This window comes from Succinivibrio dextrinosolvens DSM 3072 (assembly GCF_900167015.1).
GTDB lineage: Bacteria > Pseudomonadota > Gammaproteobacteria > Enterobacterales > Succinivibrionaceae > Succinivibrio > Succinivibrio dextrinosolvens.
Map to the genome: position 1 here is coordinate 95,489 of NZ_FUXX01000004.1, position 18,270 is coordinate 113,758.

The 18,270-nt window shown below is 38.8% G+C and carries 16 protein-coding genes; 2 read left to right on the forward strand and 14 right to left on the reverse strand.

Features of this window, described 5'->3' with window-relative positions; genetic code table 11:
• Positions 1–209: 209 nt before the first annotated feature.
• The 7 genes from flhB to B5D46_RS02260 form a co-directional block, all read right to left on the reverse strand.
• Positions 210–1,337: a flagellar biosynthesis protein FlhB gene (gene flhB / locus B5D46_RS02230; RefSeq protein WP_078928028.1), complete on the reverse strand. Its 1,128-nt coding sequence runs from the start codon at positions 1,335–1,337 to the stop codon at positions 210–212.
• A gap of 18 nt (positions 1,338–1,355) precedes the next feature.
• Positions 1,356–3,272, reverse strand: a complete 1,917-nt coding sequence (parE, locus tag B5D46_RS02235; protein WP_078928029.1) for a DNA topoisomerase IV subunit B — start codon at positions 3,270–3,272, stop codon at positions 1,356–1,358.
• 272 nt (positions 3,273–3,544) lie between these two features.
• A complete protein-coding gene (locus tag B5D46_RS02240) occupies positions 3,545–4,975 on the reverse strand; it encodes a sensor histidine kinase (RefSeq protein WP_078928030.1) in 1,431 nt (476 codons plus the stop codon).
• Positions 4,951–5,631 (reverse strand): response regulator, encoded by a 681-nt coding sequence (locus B5D46_RS02245; protein ID WP_031490974.1) that lies wholly within the window; start codon positions 5,629–5,631, stop codon positions 4,951–4,953. Before B5D46_RS02245 ends, B5D46_RS02240 begins: the two co-directional genes overlap by 25 nt.
• A gap of 110 nt (positions 5,632–5,741) precedes the next feature.
• On the reverse strand, positions 5,742–6,329 hold the full coding sequence (locus B5D46_RS02250) for a YqiA/YcfP family alpha/beta fold hydrolase (RefSeq protein ID WP_078928031.1): 588 nt from the start codon (positions 6,327–6,329) through the stop codon (positions 5,742–5,744).
• Positions 6,329–7,153 carry a 3',5'-cyclic-AMP phosphodiesterase gene (cpdA, locus tag B5D46_RS02255; protein WP_078928032.1) on the reverse strand — a complete coding sequence of 275 codons (825 nt, stop codon included), beginning with the start codon at positions 7,151–7,153 and terminating at the stop codon, positions 6,329–6,331. The genes B5D46_RS02250 and cpdA overlap by 1 nt, the downstream gene beginning before the upstream one ends.
• A 216-nt stretch (positions 7,154–7,369) precedes the next feature.
• Positions 7,370–8,023: an NUDIX domain-containing protein gene (locus tag B5D46_RS02260; RefSeq protein ID WP_078928033.1), complete on the reverse strand. Its 654-nt coding sequence runs from the start codon at positions 8,021–8,023 to the stop codon at positions 7,370–7,372.
• A 52-nt stretch (positions 8,024–8,075) separates the two neighbouring features.
• Between B5D46_RS02260 and B5D46_RS02265 the strand changes: the two genes are divergently transcribed.
• Positions 8,076–9,416 carry a dihydroorotase gene (locus tag B5D46_RS02265; protein ID WP_078928034.1) on the forward strand — a complete coding sequence of 447 codons (1,341 nt, stop codon included), beginning with the start codon at positions 8,076–8,078 and terminating at the stop codon, positions 9,414–9,416.
• 110 nt (positions 9,417–9,526) lie between these two features.
• Here B5D46_RS02265 and trpS read toward each other — a convergent pair whose 3' ends face one another.
• The 6 genes from trpS to B5D46_RS02295 form a co-directional block, all read right to left on the reverse strand.
• On the reverse strand, positions 9,527–10,531 hold the full coding sequence (gene trpS / locus B5D46_RS02270) for a tryptophan--tRNA ligase (protein WP_078928035.1): 1,005 nt from the start codon (positions 10,529–10,531) through the stop codon (positions 9,527–9,529).
• A gap of 12 nt (positions 10,532–10,543) precedes the next feature.
• On the reverse strand, positions 10,544–11,236 hold the full coding sequence (locus tag B5D46_RS02275) for an HAD-IA family hydrolase (protein ID WP_078928036.1): 693 nt from the start codon (positions 11,234–11,236) through the stop codon (positions 10,544–10,546).
• A 7-nt stretch (positions 11,237–11,243) separates the two neighbouring features.
• On the reverse strand, positions 11,244–11,897 hold the full coding sequence (gene rpe, locus B5D46_RS02280) for a ribulose-phosphate 3-epimerase (protein WP_234973806.1): 654 nt from the start codon (positions 11,895–11,897) through the stop codon (positions 11,244–11,246).
• Between the two features lie 20 nt (positions 11,898–11,917).
• Positions 11,918–13,798, reverse strand: a complete 1,881-nt coding sequence (locus tag B5D46_RS02285) for an AAA family ATPase (protein ID WP_078928038.1) — start codon at positions 13,796–13,798, stop codon at positions 11,918–11,920.
• Positions 13,799–13,939: 141 nt separating this feature from the next.
• A complete protein-coding gene (aroB, locus tag B5D46_RS02290; protein ID WP_078928039.1) occupies positions 13,940–15,022 on the reverse strand; it encodes a 3-dehydroquinate synthase in 1,083 nt (360 codons plus the stop codon).
• Between the two features lie 6 nt (positions 15,023–15,028).
• Positions 15,029–15,547 (reverse strand): shikimate kinase, encoded by a 519-nt coding sequence (locus tag B5D46_RS02295; protein WP_078928040.1) that lies wholly within the window; start codon positions 15,545–15,547, stop codon positions 15,029–15,031.
• Positions 15,548–15,839: 292 nt separating this feature from the next.
• On the opposite strand from B5D46_RS02295, the gene B5D46_RS02300 reads away from it, so the two are divergent.
• Positions 15,840–16,436, forward strand: a complete 597-nt coding sequence (locus B5D46_RS02300; RefSeq protein WP_143675589.1) for a phosphatase PAP2 family protein — start codon at positions 15,840–15,842, stop codon at positions 16,434–16,436.
• A 204-nt stretch (positions 16,437–16,640) separates the two neighbouring features.
• Here the strand turns inward: B5D46_RS02300 and B5D46_RS02305 are convergent, their stop codons facing one another.
• The gene (locus B5D46_RS02305; RefSeq protein WP_078928042.1) at positions 16,641–17,918 is read right to left on the reverse strand and encodes an MFS transporter; all 1,278 of its coding nucleotides are present in this window, start codon (positions 17,916–17,918) and stop codon (positions 16,641–16,643) included.
• Positions 17,919–18,270 lie beyond the last annotated feature (352 nt).

The window sequence follows — 18,270 nt, forward strand, 5'->3', positions numbered from 1 at the left end:
ATAACAAAGCGTAAAAACCCGTTCATACTCAAAGTACTACACAATATTAAACCAAAATCGATAATTTTTTTTGAACTTCCTCTTAATTTTCAAATAATTGTTGCAGCTTAATACTGAAAATTTGAAATTGGCAAAATAAAAAGAAGAAATGAGACGAGAAAAAAAGCTAAAAATAGTAAAACTAAGGAAAAGGTTCCAATATGGAACATTTAGAAGCGAAGTTCGTCAGGTATATACGGATTCATATCCAGATCGCGAGGTCTCTGCTGGGATTTACCCTCTTTAAAGGCTTTCATGCCCATTACCCAGGCAAGGACCTGAGCTACAGCCTTAAACAGACCTCTTGGAATTTCAGTATCCAGTTCGGTTGTGTAGTACAAAGAACGGGCAAGAGGAGGAATAGGTATCACAGGAACGTTGGTTTCACGGGCAATCTCTTTAATCTTCTCTGCAATTTCATCAACACCTTTTGCAACAACCACAGGAGCAAGAGTTCCATTTGGATCGTATGATAAAGCCACAGCATAATGATTAGGGTTGGTTACCACAACATCAGCAGCAGGAACCTTAGCCATCATACGACGGGCAGCCATCTGAAACTGCAGTTGCTTGATCTTGCCCTTAATCTGAGGATTACCTTCTGTATTCTTATACTCGTCTTTTACTTCCTGTTTTGTCATTCGAAGCTGCTTTAGGTAATGCCACTTCTGATAAGGAACATCTATAAGCACAATTGGAAGCATCGCGCAAACGACAATAATCATAAACTGCAAAAGCAGAATCATCGCACGTCTGATAGCGCCGATAGGATCAAGATAGGATAAGGTTAAAACCTCATTGATTCGACCAGACAGAGCGAAATAACAGAAAGAACCAATAAAGGCTACTTTTAAGATACCTTTTAATAGTTCAACAATTGAGTTTAACGAAAAGATTCTTCCTATACCGTTTATAGGATTTAATTTATCGAATTTTGGCTGATAAGCCTCGTGAGAAAAATTAAAGCCACCAACAAAGATATTGCCAAATATACCGCAGAAAAAGAGAATTACAGAAATACAGAGAATAGGCAGAGCAATTTCGGTAATATTGGCAACAAACAACCTTCGGATTTCATCCTCATAGAAAATCTGATCTCTTGTCAGATTAAAACTATTATTCATGATCTGACGAATTGACTTACCGAGCATTCCGGCAAAAGCCCATAGAGAAAGAACACCTGCCAAGAGAACAATAAAGGTCGCAGCTTCCTTTGAACGAGGAACCTGACCTTTATTTCTTGCATCACTTAACTTTTTACCTGTCGGTTGTTCTGTTTTTTCGTCGTTGTCTGCCATACCTTAAGTTTAGTTTACTTAATCGAGCATTTCAGCCTTATCACCGTTATTTTCAATCCACTGGCGACGATCAGCGGCTCTCTTGCTGGATAAAAGCATATCCATAAGAGCAAATGTGCCTTCATCTGCATCTGTTGTCAGAGTTAGCTGCATCAGGCGACGGGATTCAGGAGCAAGAGTTGTTTCTCTTAACTGCTCAGGATTCATCTCACCCAGACCTTTGAATCGCTGGATCTTAATGTTTTCCTTTTTTATGCCCTTTCTCAGAAGCTGTTTCTGTTTTACCTCAAGCTCCTCTTCATCTAAGGCATATTCCTTGAGCTTTCCTGAGTCAATTCTGAAAAGAGGAGGACAGGCAACAAAAACATGTCCTTCACGTACAAGCTGAGTAAAGTGCTTAACAAAAAGGCCGCATAGCAGAGTTCCAATGTGTAGACCATCGGAGTCCGCATCGGCAAGGATGCAGATCTTGTTGTAGCGTAATCCTTCAAGAGAATCAGCATCCGGCTCAATACCAATAGCAATAGATATAGCTCTGATTTCCTCTGAAGCCAATGCCTCTGATGATGACTTCTCCCAGGTATTAAGGATCTTTCCACGCAATGGAAGAATTGCCTGACAGCTTGAGTCTCTTGCCTGTCTTGCTGAACCACCTGCAGAGTCACCCTCTACAATAAAGAGTTCTCCTCTTGAGGGATCTGTTGAAGTACAGTCAACAAGCTTGCCTGGAAGAGCCGGGCCACGGGTGATTTTTTTACGTTCTACCACCTTAGCAGAATTCTCTCTTTCCCTAGCAGATTCAATGATCAGATTGGCAATAACAGTTGCCTTTTCAACATTGGCATTAAGCCATAGGGAGAATCGATCGGAAATAATACCATCAACCAGAGCAGCAATGTGTCGAGAAGATAGCTTCTCTTTAGTCTGACCAGCAAACTGAGGATCTCTCATTTTCAAGGAAATCACATAGCTGCATCTTGACCAGACATCATCAGCAGTAATCTTGATACCACGAGGCAGAAGGTTGTGCAGTTCACAGAACTCCTTCATCGCTGAGGTAAGTCCGCTTCTGAAGCCATTAACATGAGTACCGCCGTCAACGGTAGGAATAAGGTTTACAAAGGATTCACCGATGCAGTGAGTTCCTCGACCTTCCATCTCCCAGCCAACAGCCCATTCAAGCTCTTCATCCTCATTTTTTACAACACCGAAAAATGGAGGCTGAGGCTCAATTACTCTGCCCTGAACCTGATTGGTCAGATATGTCTGAAGATTTCCGTTATAGGTCCACTGATCAGTTGTGTTGCGGATTTTATCTATAAAGTTGATGGTCAGACCTTCGCACAGTACAGCTTTGGCTTTTAATAGATGCTTTAAGGTCTGAACATTAAATTTAATATCGTCAAAATATGGATCATCCGGCCAGAAATGAACAGTTGTACCGGTATCTTTTTTTGCGCAGCTTCCAATTACTTCAAGGTTCTGAGACTTCTTGCCATACTCATAAACAATACGGTAAACATTTCCATCACGCTTTACAGTAGCAGAAAGCTTTTTAGACAGAGCATTTACAACAGATACACCAACACCGTGTAGACCACCTGAGAACTTATAGCTGTCAGAATTAAATTTACCGCCAGCATGAAGCTTGGTCAGAATAAGCTCAATTGCAGGGATCTTTTCGACAGGATGCAGATCAACAGGCATACCTCTTCCGTTATCTTCAACCTCTAAGGATTCATCCTCATAAAGAGTTACATTGATGACGGAAGCAAAACCTGCAACCGCCTCATCCACACTGTTATCTATAACTTCCATACCCAGATGATTTGGATTCTGAGTATCGGTGTACATACCTGGTCTTCTACGAACTGGTTCTAAACCTTTCAAAACCTCAATAGAAGCGCCTGTATAATCTTTTACGTTATCTGTCATATAAATCTAATGTATGTATATCTTTGCAAATTAATAATCATTTCCATTTTAGCAAAAAGCATGGATAAAAGCACATTAGCGAGAATTAGATATATCTAGCAAAACGCTTAAATTTCAATTGGGAAAATAAATTCATCATCAAAATAGATTATTCAGATCTTGCTGACAGAAAAAAAGATTGGAATACAGTCTCGATTTTTTATGATTCAGGCAATTAGAACATAAAGTAGAAATAGCCTAGCAATGAACTTTTATCCAAAGGTTGTCTGAAGCTAAGCAAAATTACGCTTAGGAATGGTAACAGCAGCTCTTAGACCACCCTTATTACGATTTGAAAGTTCAATTCTTCCGTTGATCTCGTCGCAGGCAGATTTAACAATTGAAAGACCTAGTCCTGTACCTTCGACCTTAGCAGAATCTCCGCCAACTCGATAGAAGGCATTAAATACCAAATCAAGATCTTTTTGAAGTAAACCAGGACCAGTGTCATCAACGTAAATGGTAACAACTTTCTTGTCGGCACTCTCAGAACAAGAAAGATCACATCTTCCTCCATCAGGAGTGTACTTTAGAGCGTTTGAAACCAGATTGGTAACGATGGTCTTAACATTGGTTCTATCGGTATAGACCTGAATGTCGCATTCACCTTCAAGACCTAAATCAATATTCTTCCTATCTGCAATGAAGCCGATTTCATCAATAACCTCAACAAATATCTCCTTTATAGAGAAATTCTGAAGCTTCAAAACATGTCCACACTGAGAACGGGCATATTCCAAAAGGTTATTGGTAAGGGTTCTCTGTCTTGCAATAGCCTGTTTAAGCTGACTCATCTTTTCAGCTTCCTCATGTGGAAGATCTCCCTCATGAATTGCCTGAGCCTGAAGAGAAATTGCGGTTAAAGGAGTTCTAAGCTCATGAGCTGCATCAGCAATAAAGCGACGTTCATTCTGCATTACTCCCTGAGTCTTAGTAAACAGACGGTTAATGGACTCAATGAAGATATCAAGCTCTGATGGCAGCTTTGTTGCTCTGATTGGAGAAAGATCATTGTGCTTTCTAGCATCAAGCTCAGAAGCAACCTTCTTGACTGGTCTGAAAATGACATTAACAAGAAAAATAGTACTTGGAACGTAGATAATCAGAAGCAGCAGGAACTCACTTAAAGAGTGAAGTAAAGCCTGATTAACAACTTCATCTAGAAGATCATAAGAGCGGGCAACAACAAAACGAATACCTGCCTTGTTGGTTGAAACATACGCTCTAACACGTTTATCCTTAATAAGAACGGTATAAATGCCATCCTCAATCATTGAAGGAAAATAAAAGGTTTCACCTGGCTGCGCAAACAGAGGGGCAACCATGATTTCCTGATGCTTATCAAAAAGATCATTCAGTGAAGGCATTGGAAGAAGCGATGACTGTGAACCGTGATGAGGAAATAAAAGATTTCCGTTTAAATCACGAAAGATTCTTCTTCTAAGAGATGGACCTTCCCAGGATTTAGGAAGCATAACATCATAATTGACAATAACACTTGCTATCTGAGCAAGCTCCTCATCAATAAACGATGCTGCCTCAATCTTGGTTTTGTTGTATGAACGATAACAGCTAAAGCCTGTATAAACGATACCAATAATAGTCAGAGCAACGCAAAGCTTTAAGCGCAGAGACCTTATTAGTTTCCCTTTATTACCTTCCAACCTACACCTCTGACATTTTTAATATTTGCAGAGCCAACCTTTTTGCGCAGGTTGTGAATGATAAACTCGATCGCATTTGATTCAACTTCTTCACCAAATGCATAAATCTTGTCTTCAAGAGTCTCTCTTGATAAAACAGCGCCCGGACGACGTAGTAATGCCTCAAGCAGAGAGTATTCACGGGATGTTAGAGGACAGTGGCTTAATACACCGGCTTCGTCCTTAACCATAACCTCATGGGTTACAGGATCCAGGGTTAAAGTGCCGTTAGTAAAAGAAACCACATCATTAGAATTTGCACTTCGTCTTGTAACTGCTCTGATTCGAGCAAGAAGCTCAGTAAGATCAAAAGGTTTGACCACGTAATCGTCAGCGCCTACATCTAGGCCCTGAATACGGTCATCAAGACCATCACGTGCTGTAATAATTATTACAGGAGTAAATATGCTTTCAGAACGCCATGTTTTTAAAAGCTGAACACCGTCAATTCCTGGCAGACCAAGATCGAGAAGGATACAGTCATAGCTGATATCCTTAGGAGCATAAAGAGCCTGGTTACCATCAGAAACACAATCAACAGCATAAGCACTTGACTTAAGACTGTTCTCAAGTGCATTTGAAATCAATGGATCATCTTCAACAACTAAAATGCGCATAATCATCCCACATATTATTTAACCCTATTATTATGTTACAACAAACTTAGGATAAATTTAGCAAGAAGATTAGAAAACCGGATGGAGCGCAGGGAGAAAAGGACAATACTTTATTTTTCCTCAAAGAATTTCAGTATTTTTCCTATCTTACTTTCAAAATTGTCATAGCGATGAGAGCCACCTTCCTCTACATCAACATCAATATCCTTAAAAAAATCAAGAGAATATCTGTAATCTAAAACCTCATCCCCTGTCTGCAGAAGAACCATGGTCTTATCCTTAAGATATGAAGGAAGTTCTTTTTCAAGTTTTTCAACGTAGGCAACGGCTTCAGGACGAACCACAAAAGATTCTCCGCTGTCAAAATTGGTTAGAGTCTTTCCGATATACCCCATTTTCTTAATCCAGGCTGAAGGATACAGGCATGGATTTATGAGAGCAATCTTAAGATCAAAACGAACAGAAAGAATAATTGAAAGAAATCCGCCAAGAGAACTGCCTATAAGAAAAGGTTTTACTCCGGAATAAAGATCTTTTTTTATTATTTCACTCAGACTTTCAACACTGTATTCAAGATCATCGGGATAGTCTACGGACTGAAATTCAATATCAGAATAATTCCCAAGCTCCCGTCTCAGGATCTGGGCCTTCTGAGCATTTGATGTAGAAAGAAAACCATGAATATAAATGATTTTCATTAATATCCCTCTACATCATGATTTGGGATAAAGACGTTATTCTGAAGTCTGTAAACCTGAGTATCAATATTGCCATCAGGATAAAAAGTCAGATATCTCCATCCAGGGGCTAGATTATCCAGAGAGAAATCACTGGACAACGGTGTAAACTGAATTGATGTAGATGGGGATGCTATATAACGGATATTATGATCATACATGTCAAATTCCTGATGAACATGACCTGTAAGAACCAGTTTTAAATTAGGAACACGTCGCATGTATGCATTGAATTCATCACGATTATGCATTGTCTGCGTATCAAGCCAGGCTGAATGAACCAGTTGCGGCATGTGATGAACAAGAACAGCCATGAACTGATCTGGATTTCTCTGTGAACAGAAGCCAGTGTAATCAAGCTGTCTTCTTTCTATCCAGCCATGAGGAACAGCGTATACCTCAGAATTCAGGAATACAAACTGCCATCTAGGAGTAATAACATTTTTTGCAATATTAACCCCAAGATCCTCAAAGATTCTATACATAAGAGGACCATCATCATGGTTTCCAGGCAGGAAGAATACAGGTTTTTCCAGAACAGAAATTATAGAAGCGAAGTGTTGATATGAGGTTGCAGAATAATCTTGACTGATATCACCGGTAAAGGCGATAAAGTCATATTCAAAATTCTGCTCTTTAATGGCCTGAACTGTAGCTTTAAAACTCTCAGACGTATTTACCCCTAACAGATCTTTTTCAGGATCAGCAAACAAATGACAATCAGAAATCTGAAGAACTCTGACTGTACCATCGCCTGCTTTAGGAGTTAAGTACCGAGGGGCCATTGTTGTTAACCTTATCTTTGTTTTAACACTATATTAGTTATTCTAATAAAAAATGAACCTTTATAACGTAATCGCTAGCTCATTTTTAGAAAATTGGTACTTTTTTACAAAAGTATATTGATTAGTACCAATGTACTTCTTCTTTTGAATTTAAAAAGTTAGGCAATTCTATAGGAAAAGACAAATTTTTTAAACCCTCTGTACCAAAAATGTGATTTAGTTTTTATTATTTTGCAAACGTTTTACAATTTTCGCCTTTTCCCACTTCAGATTCATGATTGCGATAATAGCAACTGAGTTGTGAATACGACCATTCATTACATTTTCGTAAGCATCATCAAGTTTAGCCTTAAATACACGAATATCCTCTGATTCGATTTCAAGACCACCATGATTTCCAAGATTTGATAAATCAGCCTTGGCTACATACAAGGTAACCATCTCTGAAATTCCACCTGGAGATGGGTATTCTGAAGTGATAAAGCATAAATCCTCAGGCTTTAAATCAATACCGATTTCTTCTTTTACTTCTCTGATTGCAGTCTGTTCACAGCTCTCGCCTTTATCGATAATGCCAGCAACAATTTCAATAAGCCAAGGACTCTCAGCATCCTTTAAAGCACCAGGACGGAACTGTTCAATTAACGCAACCTCGTCGGTTTTCTCATCCCATACTAAAACAGCAACGGCATCCGCATCTCTTTCAAATATTTCTCTTACTAAAACCTTAGTTTCACCGCCCGAAAACTGCTTATATGAAACCTCATATCTGTCCATAGCGAAAAACTGTTTGTAAACGCGCTCTTTTTTATGAATTGTTACATCCTTGATGCTGAATCTAGGTGCAAATAAATTATCACTTTCACTCATTTCTTAAGTGTCTCTTTATCTTGTAAAATATTGAAAAAATTTCGGAGTTAATATGACCAAACTGTTATTAAAAAATGCTCTGCTGGTTACCCCAGAGCGTATTATACGCAAAGATCTGCTTATTGAAGGACAATTAATAACAAAAATAGATAACGATATTTCTGACTCACAGGCCAAAATCATTGAATGTCATGAACATATTGTGCTTCCAGGCCTTATCGACGATCATGTGCACTTCCGCGAGCCAGGAATGACTCAAAAAGCAACAATCTACTCTGAATCCAGAGCTGCAGTTTTAGGTGGTGTTACCTCTTATCTGGATATGCCTAACAACAATCCGGCAACAACTACTATTGAACTTATCAACCAGAAAAAAGAAATAGCCCAAAAGAATTCTCTTGCCAACTATGGATTCTATCTTGGAGCAACAGACAACAATCTGGAAGAAATAAAGAGGGCTCCTGTAAAAGAGATTGCAGGTATTAAGGTATTTATGGGCTCTTCAACAGGAAATCTGCTTGTTGATAATGCTGAGAAACTATACGGTATTTTCGAGTCTGCAAGAACCATCATTGCTCTTCACTGTGAAGATACAGCCACCATCCTTAGAAATGAGAAAAAAGCAAAGGAATCATACGCTGATAATGTTCCATTCTCAATGCACCCTTTAATTAGAAACAGAGACTGCTGTATAGCTTCTTCAACATTGGCGATTCAGCTTGCTATGCAGACCGGTGCCAGAATTCATATCATGCATATTTCCACAAAAGAAGAAATTGCAATGCTTGAGCAATTAAAATTCGGCAATGTTAAAACCAGACAGATATCTGGAGAAGCCTGTATTCCTCACCTATTCTTCTCTGAATCAGATTATATTCAGAAGAATGCTTTCTTAAAATGTAACCCAGCAGTAAAGACAGAAAAAGATAGACTTGCTATCGTTAATGCGCTTGAAAACGGGACACTTACAACAGTCGGCACAGACCATGCGCCACATGAAATACAGGCAAAACAGGGAACCTACTTTAAATGTGCCTCAGGACTGCCTTCCGTTCAGTATTCATGCTTAAGTCTTCTGGAATTATGGAAGAGAAAGGAAATAACTCTTGAGACTATCGCAAAGGTTACTGCAGAAAATGTAGCTCAGAGATTCCATATTGAAAACAGAGGAAGAATTGAGGAAGGATATTTTGCTGATTTAGCTATCATCAATCCTCTTTTAAATCATAATGTTAACGAGAACGATATAGCCTCCTCATGCAAATGGTCTCCATTTACTGGACATACATTCCCTTCAACTGTTGTTCATACAATCGTTAATGGAAATCATATTGTTGAAAATGGAAAAATAGTTAATGAAACAACAGGAATGGCTTTAACTTTTGACAGATAAACAGCGGTTCAGAAAAGCATTATTGCTGAATAGCTAGAGAGGATGGAGGATAAATCTGAGAGATTTAAGAATATCCTCCTCTCCTAAGGACAGGAGGATATGATTTCAAATTAGGCTTCTAGAGCAAAGCCAACCTTCTTGTAAACATCATCAAGAGTCTTCTGAGCTCTTTCGCGAGCCTTTATAGCACCGTTCTTTAGAACTTCGTCAAGATAGCCCTGGTCAGCTCTGATTTCCTTGTATCTGGTCTGGATTGGCTCTAACATTGCAACAAGAGCATCACCAACATCACACTTGAAGGTACCGTACATAGAATCCTTATACTGCTCAACAAGCTCTTCAATACTCTTGCCGTTACAAGCAGAAAGAATCTCAAGCAGATTAGATACACCAGGCTTATTTTCCCAGTCGTACTTGATTACAGGAGGATTATCTGAATCGGTTACAGCCTTCTTAAGTTTCTTGATGATTGATTTTGGCTCTTCAAGAATTCTTACAACGTTATTCTGATTATCATCAGATTTTGACATCTTCTTGGTAGGCTCCTGCAGAGACATAACTCTTGCGCCAGTCTTAGGGAAATAGCCCTCAGGAAGAACGAAAGTGTCACCGTAAAGATTGTTGAAACGGGTTGCAATATCTCTTGTAATTTCAATGTGCTGCTTCTGATCATCACCAACAGGTACAAGATTTGCCTGATACAGAAGAATATCAGCAGCCATCAGTACAGGATAATCAAATAGACCAGCTGTAACATTATCAGCATATCTCTTTGACTTGTCCTTGTACTGAGTCATTCTGTTTAGCTCGCCAACCTGAGTGTAGCAGTTTAATACCCATGAAAGCTGACAGTGAGCAGGTACATGAGACTGTAGGAAAATAGTGCTCTTGTTAGGATCAATTCCAGCAGCAAGGAAAATAGCAAGTGTATCGTAAGAGCGGTTTAGAAGCTCTTTTGGATCCTGTCTAACAGTAATTGCGTGCTCGTTTACAACGCAATATATGCAGTCATAATCATCCTGCAGTTTAACCCAGTTGCGTAAAGAACCAATGTAGTTACCTACTGATAATTCACCAGATGGCTGGATGCCACTGAAGATAATTGGTTTAGACATTTTTCTTTACCTTTATTTAAATGATTTTATTAGTTCAATTAGTTGTGTAAAACTATCAAATTTATAGTCTATGTCAAGCTCATCTAGATTTGCTCGATTATAGCCGTAAGTAAAAAAGACAGTACAAATCTTTGCATTCAGACCTGCTATGATATCATTATCTGAATCACCAATCATCACTGCTTTATCGTTAGAAACGCCTATTTTATCAAGACAGTACTGTAATGGTGCAGGATCAGGCTTTCTCTGCTTTAGGACTTCACCGCCTAAAACAAAATCAAAATAATCATAAATGCCCATGCATTTTAACAAAGGATCAGCAAAAATTTGAGGTTTATTGGTAACAACCGCAAGTTTTATTCCTCTTTTCTTAAAATACTTAAGGCCTTCGATTACACCATCATAAACTCTGAAATCTGTTTTTAAGCCTTCAGCATAAACGTGATTAAAGACTTCTCTGGCTTTTAATAGAAGCTCTTTATCGACATCATCAAGGGTGATATCAAATCTTCCGGCAATAACTCTTGCAAGAAGCATATTTACACCGTTGCCGACATATTCCTGAACGTTTTTCTGTGCTGGAGGATTCAGACCTAAGGAAACGGCACTTGCTCTTGCTGCCTTAGCAAGCTGTACGATTGTATCTGCTAAAGTGCCGTCAAGGTCAAAAAGAAGGGCCTCTGGAAGAGACTTTAATTTTGACATTTTAATCTTATGCTAATGCACTGTGTAATGATGATAGTGCAGCGCTCTTGTCAGGAGTTCCAAAGAATGCGGAACCAACTACGAACACTTCTGCACCATATGAAGCTATCTCTTTGATATTGGTAGATTTTACACCACCGTCAACTTCAATTAAGATGTCCTTGTTCTCAGCCTTAGCCATAGCCTTGATATCTGCAACCTTGGTAAGAGTTGCGGGAATAGTAGACTGTCCGCCAAAACCAGGATTTACGGTCATTACAAGAACAAAATCAAGCTTATCCCACAGATAACGAAGCATCTGAGGAGGAGTTGAAGGATTTAGAGCAAGACCAGCCTTTATTCCCATCTCCTGAATATGGGTTAGCATTCTTTCAGTATGAACACATGCTTCAGGATGGAATGAAATCCAGCTTGCTCCTGCTTTTGCATAATCGTCAACAATATTTTCGGTAACAGGTGTAACCATCAGATGGACATCAAATACTGCATCAGGAAACTTCTTTCTCATTGCTTTGAGGAAAGCAGGACCAAATGTCATATTTGGAACAAAATGGTAATCCATTACATCAAAATGAATTACATCAACACCTACATCTAAAGCCTCCTTCACATCTCTTTCAAGATTTAAAAGGTCAGCTGACAGGATAGAACCTGCTATCAAAAAATTTTTCTCTTTCACGATTATTGCAATCTCATTTCAGTTTTAACTTTATCGAAAGTTTTAGCAAACGGACCTGCATTTCTAATTGATGCAGGGAAACCTCTGCTTGCATCCACTGCTGCACGAGGAGATGCAAAGTCACCTGTAATCAGAACATGCCAGGCTCTTCCGTTACGAACTGTTGAATAAATCCAGTATTTGCCGTCAATGTATGTTGCAGCTCTCTGCAAAGCTGATTTATCAGTTCCTGCTAACACCTGAAGAGTATAATGATTTGAGTTCATAGAATCAATTTCTGAATTTTCACCCAGATATGCTCTGGAATTTCTCTTTGCAGGAATTCCTGAACTTACAGGCTCTTTCTTCTTTGGTGTCTGAGCTGTTTCTTTAACCTCTGCTGCTTTAGTTTCAGCCTTCTGTTTAGCCTTTTCCTTAGCAGCTAAATCTTTTTTGGCCTGTTCCTGTGCCTGAGCGAGCTTAATTGCAGCCTCTTCATCAGCCTTACGCTTTAATGCAATAGCTTCATCCTCTTTCTGGATTTTATCCTTATAAAGGATACTGTTTTCTCTCTTTAGTACAGCTAAAGGAGCCACTTCAGTTTTGTCAGCTTTATCAGTTTTATTGGCAGCGATCTTGTCTGATTTAGAAACAGCAGTTTCTTTCTCAGACTTTGCCTTATCCTGTTTGTTTAAAGATCCTGCCAATCCTCGCCTGGGATCGTCTGATTTAGAATCAGCCCCCTTTCCTTCAATTGCCTCTAAAGCCTCGCCCTGAAGAGTAACAGAATTCTTGGTTGTAGATTTTACTTCTTCAGCTTCTACGCCACCTTCAACCTTTGGAAGAAGACCTCCTTCATCATGAACAGCCTCTTTCTCTGAACCTTTTGGTCCATTAGCTTTGATATCGCTGATTGAACCTGCTGATACAGCAAGAGGATCATCGCTTACGCTCTGCTCCTTTTTGTCTCCCTCGTCACCGAAGGTAAGCTTATTTGCAGATGGATCTGCAATTGAAGTTGAAACCTCAACCTTCTGCTTGGCCGGATCCTCCGCAGGAGTTTTTCCAAAAAGTTTATCAACTACATTGGTTCCAAGGAAAACAGGAATGAGGCAGGCCAAAACAATCACTACACAGACAATAGCAATAAAAATACCTGTACTGCTGTGTTTCTTTACTTCAGACACATTCTTATCAACATTCTGATTCTGTTGATCTTTCTCTACTTCAATTGGATCTGCCATAAAAGTCTCCGTTAGTTTGATGATTCTCCCCAGATTACCATCACATGCCTCAAGAGCATTAGGTAATTTAGGCAAAATTACGTTATATACTTTCTCAAGCCCAGCATGTTCAAATAACTGTCTGCTGATTTCCAAAGACTCCTGCATAGAAATTTTTGGAATTTCATACTCTTTCACTTCAAGCTTATCATTTAATGAAGAAGAGATCTTAGCCTGAGCCCACAAAGGATGAGATGTGATCAAAAATGAAAATCGATTTTGACCTAAAAACTGAGAAAAGAGTTCGAATACTTCATCAGAGAAGGTTGTAATAACATCATCAATATTATCTATTACAACCAGCAGTTTCTGTCTTACAGGAATAGATAAGGATTTAAAGCTCTGATATAAAGGAACTGTCTCATCCCATTTATCAGCAGGAGCTGCCTGCTGAAGAAAAAGCTGTCTGAGACGTTCTATAGACATTTCCCTCTGGCAGGGAATAAAGACAGTAGAAAAAGTCTCATCAAGCGCATTCACAATGTGTTCACAGACACTTGTTCTACCGCTTCCAGAATTACCGGTCAGAAAAATAATTTTTTCACCGTATTCCAAGTCAGACTGCAGATGTTTCACGCAGTCCAATAATGACTTTGCGGTTGAAAAATTCTGATATTTCATCAGGTCCCCAGTAATTCCAATCGATAGCTGTCATGTCTGAACACTCTGTTCCAGCACACGAATATACATATCCATGCTTAGCTTGAGGTTAGACACAATCTTTAATTAAATCTTTCCATTAACTACTGGGATTTTACTACATTATTTCAGACAGTTAATCAGATTTTTTATCTCTTCATCGGATACGTCAGAAAATATTTCAACTTTACCGATTGAAGTTGGAAGAACATATCTGATTGTTCCCTGTCTTACCTTTTTATCATGACGCATATGTTTTATAAAATCATCAGCTGTCATATTCTCAGGGATCTTGGTTGGAAGCAGAGCCTTTCTGCAAAGCTCCAACATTTTTCTGTCATCACTTTCAGAAATCAGACCACGCTTTTTAGCAAGAGCTGAAGCTATTACCATTCCAAGACCAACAGCCTCTCCATGAAGCCAGGTTCCAAATCCTAAAAAAGCCTCTATGGCATGACCAAAGGTATGACCGTAATTCAGGATTGCTCGAAGACCATGCTCCTTTTCATCCTCTGAAACCACGCTGGCCTTAATCTGACAGCAGCACTTTACGATCCAGGCAATAACCTCCAGATCATAATCGAAGACTTTTTCAATATTCTTCTCAAGATAGCTGAAGAAATCAGCGTCATAGATAATGGCAGTTTTAACCACTTCACCAAGACCTGCAGTTAATTCTCTCTTTGGAAGAGTCTTTAGGGTTTCAAGATCAGCTATAACAGCTTTTGGCTGATAAAAAGCACCGATCATATTCTTTCCTAAAGGATGATTGATGGCGGTTTTACCACCGACAGAAGAATCAACCATTGCCAGAAGAGTAGTTGGAATCTGAATAAAAGGAATGCCTCTCTGATAGGTTGCAGCTGCAAAGCCTGCCATATCACCGACAACACCACCTCCTAATGCTACAATGGCGCTGTCACGGGCAAAATTGTTCTCAAGCAGAGCTGTCTGAATTGCCCAGAAACTGTCGATTGTTTTATAGGCCTCACCATCTTTTAATACACACTGGCAGACTTTAAAACCAGATTCTTCAAGCTGTTTTTTAAGAGAATCAAAATAAAGAGGTCCAACAGTATCATTAGTTACAACCATAAGATCAGTGATTTTAGGCAGAGCTTTTCTGACCAGTTCACCATAATGCTGGGAAGTACCGATGTAAATTGGATATGAACGCTCATTAAGTCCGACTGTTATATTTTCCATCTTTGATTATTTCCTGATTTCTGCCTTAATCTGTTCTACACATTCTTTTATTGTATGAGTATTGGTATCGACCAGACAGTCCTGAACCTCTTCATATAAAGGCTTTCGCTTGGAGAATATCTCGTTTAGTCTGGCTTTTGGATCTGCCACGTTGATCATTGGTCGATTTGAATCGTTCATTGTTCTTAAATACTGGGTATCAACATCGGCATATAGATAAACAACAAAGCCATTGTCCTTTAGAATCTGGCGGTTCTCCTCAGAACCTACGATTCCACCGCCGGTTGCTATCACTGCCTCATATTTAAGACATTTTTTAAGAACTTCAGTTTCAACCTTTCGAAATCCACTCTCTCCCGATTCTTCAAAAATCTCCGGGATGCTCTTTAAAGTTGTTCTTACAATCTCTTCATCAACATCGATAAATGGTTTCTGAGTAAGTAATGCCAATGATTTTCCGATGGAACTTTTACCTGCTCCCATAGGACCGACAAGGAAAATTCTGTTTTTTTCTGCTTTGGACATTACTTCTCCGATTATTTGAAACTGATTAAATGTAGTACTTAGGAAATTCTACTTCATTTTGAGATTTTTCAACAAGAAACGACATCGATTGCACAGAAATAGCAATTCATCCATACAAAAGAAAGTAAAACAGAGTCATTCTTCAGTAAAAAGTTTAAAAAAGACCCTATACTTGACTTACATGTTGATTTTGTTGGGAATGATTCAGATATAAGTTAAGAAAGGATTATATATTCATACAAAAATACTCGTTACTGCACTTACGCTTTCACTTGGGCTTACTGGTTGTTCATTGCAGGGATCAGCATCAAATACAGCCAATAATTCGCATATGGATAATTCAGTAATACCTACAATAGACGAAGCAAATCCAAAGCCTTTTATCGACAAAAAATCCTACCCTGAATATTATCTTTCTATTCCAACTCCTCCAAAGGATAAGTCACTTGAGTTTGAAAGAGATAAGAAAATATATAAGGAAACCAGACGCCTTAAGGATACACAAGTCTGGAATGATGCCAGAACCTTCGCATCCTATGATCCAAGGGATATATCGCGTTTTTACTCAAAGGAAACCGGTCTTAATATTTCAAAGGAAAATACACCCTGGACATATTATCTAATTACCAGAGTATTTAAGGATGCAAAAACAGGCGGAACAAAATCCACAAAACAGCACTATCAGAGAGTAAGACCTTTTGTATATTATAAAGAGAGAACCTGTTCCACAATTGAAGATGATCGCGACCACGTAAACTCAGGCTCTTACCCATCAGCTCATTCAGCATATGGAAATCTGGTGGCACTGATTTTAAGTGAGATTGTTCCTTCAAAACAGATTGAAATAATCAATGCAGGACAAAAATTCGGCTACTACAGAGTTGTATGAGGATTCCACTGGCAGTCTGATATTGAAGCTGGTGCTTTAATAGCGGGATATGTAAATGCAAGACTGCACACTAATTCAGATTTTCTTCATGCAATGGAAATGGCAAAAAAAGAAAGTGATAAACTGACTCATCCAAAGAATTAGCCTTCCACCAAAAAGTAACCACCGTACGGTGGTTACTTTATCTAAAAAAACTCGAAAAGATTATTCAGAAGCTTTTATATCAGACTGGGATTCAGCACTCTCCTCTACTTTTGTATGGAACATAAAGTAGAACAGTATACAGATAATCAGGGCATACACACTGAAACTCATCCAGCTTGGATACCAGTCTATTTTCCCTTCTACATCAGTATTCATATTGATTACAGACTGAGCGAACATGGAGCCAACTGACGAGCCGACACCATTAGCCATCATCCAGAACAGTCCCTGCGCACTGCTGCGGATATTATTTGGAGCTCTATTGTCAATGTAGATTGAACTTGAGATTACGAAGAAATCAAATGCAAATCCGTATACAACCATTGATAGGATCAGAAGGTATAGACCTGAACCAGGATTACCCTCGCCCATAAAGAAGAATCTTAATGCCCAGGCGGCCATTGCAAGAAGCATAACTGCCTTAATGCCAAAGCGTTTTAGGAAGAATGGAATCAAAAGCAGACAGCCGCATTCACTGATCTGAGAGAGAGAATAAAGAATATTAGAATGCTTAACAGCAAATGAGTCAGCATACTCAGCCATACTTGAGAAGCTTGAAAGGTATGGGGTACCGTATGCATTTGCAATCTGCAGATTTACACCCAGAAGTGCTGAGAATATGAAGAAGATACACAGCTCCTTATTCTTAAACAGACCAAAGGCATTAAGTCCGAACATTTCTCTTAAGGTCTGATGCTTTAACTGCTTCTGATGATTACAGATAGGCAGAGTAAAAGTATAGAGGAAGAAAAGCAGGCTTATTATTCCAGAAAGCATAAACTGCTTTTCTGTTGTCTCATAGTTCAGAATATCGGTAATCCACATCAGAACAACAAAGCCGATAGAACCAAAAACTCTGATTGAAGGGAAGTGCTTTACAGTATCCAGATTTTCCTGCTCCAAAAGTGTATAGGAAACAGAAAGTACCAGAGAGTATGAACCCATGTAACAGGCAATGCAGAAGAAATAGACCATGTACATTTTTGAGTAGTACATTCCAGCATCCGGCTGACCGCCTATGTAGAACAGAACCATCATGCCCAGACCGCACAGAAGATGACACAGTCCTAACACTCTTACAGGCTGAATATATCTGTCAGCAATAATTCCTGCTATGGTAGGTGTAAAAAATGAAACGATACCAATCAGAGCGTAAAAAGATCCAATACGGCTTGCCAGACCAATGTGAACAAAATAGTTTCCCATACTTATGAGGTAAGCCCCCCATGCACCCATATGAAGAAAGTTCAATATAGCAAGACGAACCTTAATACCCATATTCACACCATTCTATAAAGCAAAACAGAAAAAACGATTTTGAAGAATAAAATCAATTTCAATAACAACAAATTAGGATGATTTTTCCTTCCTTACTTGTGATTGTAGTAGAACGAATTGGTTACATTTTGATTATGTATAAAAAATTAGACACAAACAAATAGAAATAAACTTACCAAAAATGAAAGATGACTGTTTTGTCACATTTTTATGGGGCTAATAACTGTTTTGAAAAATCTATAAATTGTTTTTAAAGTCTACAAAAATTTTGTAGACTTTTATTTTTTAGGCTTTATTTGATTTTCTACAGAAGGTAGAATACACAGTCTCGTTAATTATTAAAAGAAGCAGC

Excerpts from the sequence above, each read along its gene's own strand:
- B5D46_RS02265 (WP_078928034.1), top strand. The coding sequence starts at position 8,076 with ATGACCAAACTGTTATTAAAAAATGCTCTGCTGGTTACCCCAGAGCGT.
- B5D46_RS02275 (WP_078928036.1), bottom strand. The coding sequence starts at position 11,236 with ATGTCAAAATTAAAGTCTCTTCCAGAGGCCCTTCTTTTTGACCTTGAC.
- trpS (WP_078928035.1), bottom strand. The coding sequence starts at position 10,531 with ATGTCTAAACCAATTATCTTCAGTGGCATCCAGCCATCTGGTGAATTA.
- cpdA (WP_078928032.1), bottom strand. The coding sequence starts at position 7,153 with ATGGCCCCTCGGTACTTAACTCCTAAAGCAGGCGATGGTACAGTCAGA.
- parE (WP_078928029.1), bottom strand. The coding sequence starts at position 3,272 with ATGACAGATAACGTAAAAGATTATACAGGCGCTTCTATTGAGGTTTTG.
- B5D46_RS02260 (WP_078928033.1), bottom strand. The coding sequence starts at position 8,023 with ATGAGTGAAAGTGATAATTTATTTGCACCTAGATTCAGCATCAAGGAT.
- aroB (WP_078928039.1), bottom strand. The coding sequence starts at position 15,022 with ATGGAAAATATAACAGTCGGACTTAATGAGCGTTCATATCCAATTTAC.
- flhB (WP_078928028.1), bottom strand. The coding sequence starts at position 1,337 with ATGGCAGACAACGACGAAAAAACAGAACAACCGACAGGTAAAAAGTTA.
- B5D46_RS02305 (WP_078928042.1), bottom strand. The coding sequence starts at position 17,918 with ATGGGTATTAAGGTTCGTCTTGCTATATTGAACTTTCTTCATATGGGT.
- B5D46_RS02295 (WP_078928040.1), bottom strand. The coding sequence starts at position 15,547 with ATGTCCAAAGCAGAAAAAAACAGAATTTTCCTTGTCGGTCCTATGGGA.
- B5D46_RS02285 (WP_078928038.1), bottom strand. The coding sequence starts at position 13,798 with ATGAAATATCAGAATTTTTCAACCGCAAAGTCATTATTGGACTGCGTG.
- B5D46_RS02250 (WP_078928031.1), bottom strand. The coding sequence starts at position 6,329 with ATGAAAATCATTTATATTCATGGTTTTCTTTCTACATCAAATGCTCAG.
- B5D46_RS02245 (WP_031490974.1), bottom strand. The coding sequence starts at position 5,631 with ATGCGCATTTTAGTTGTTGAAGATGATCCATTGATTTCAAATGCACTT.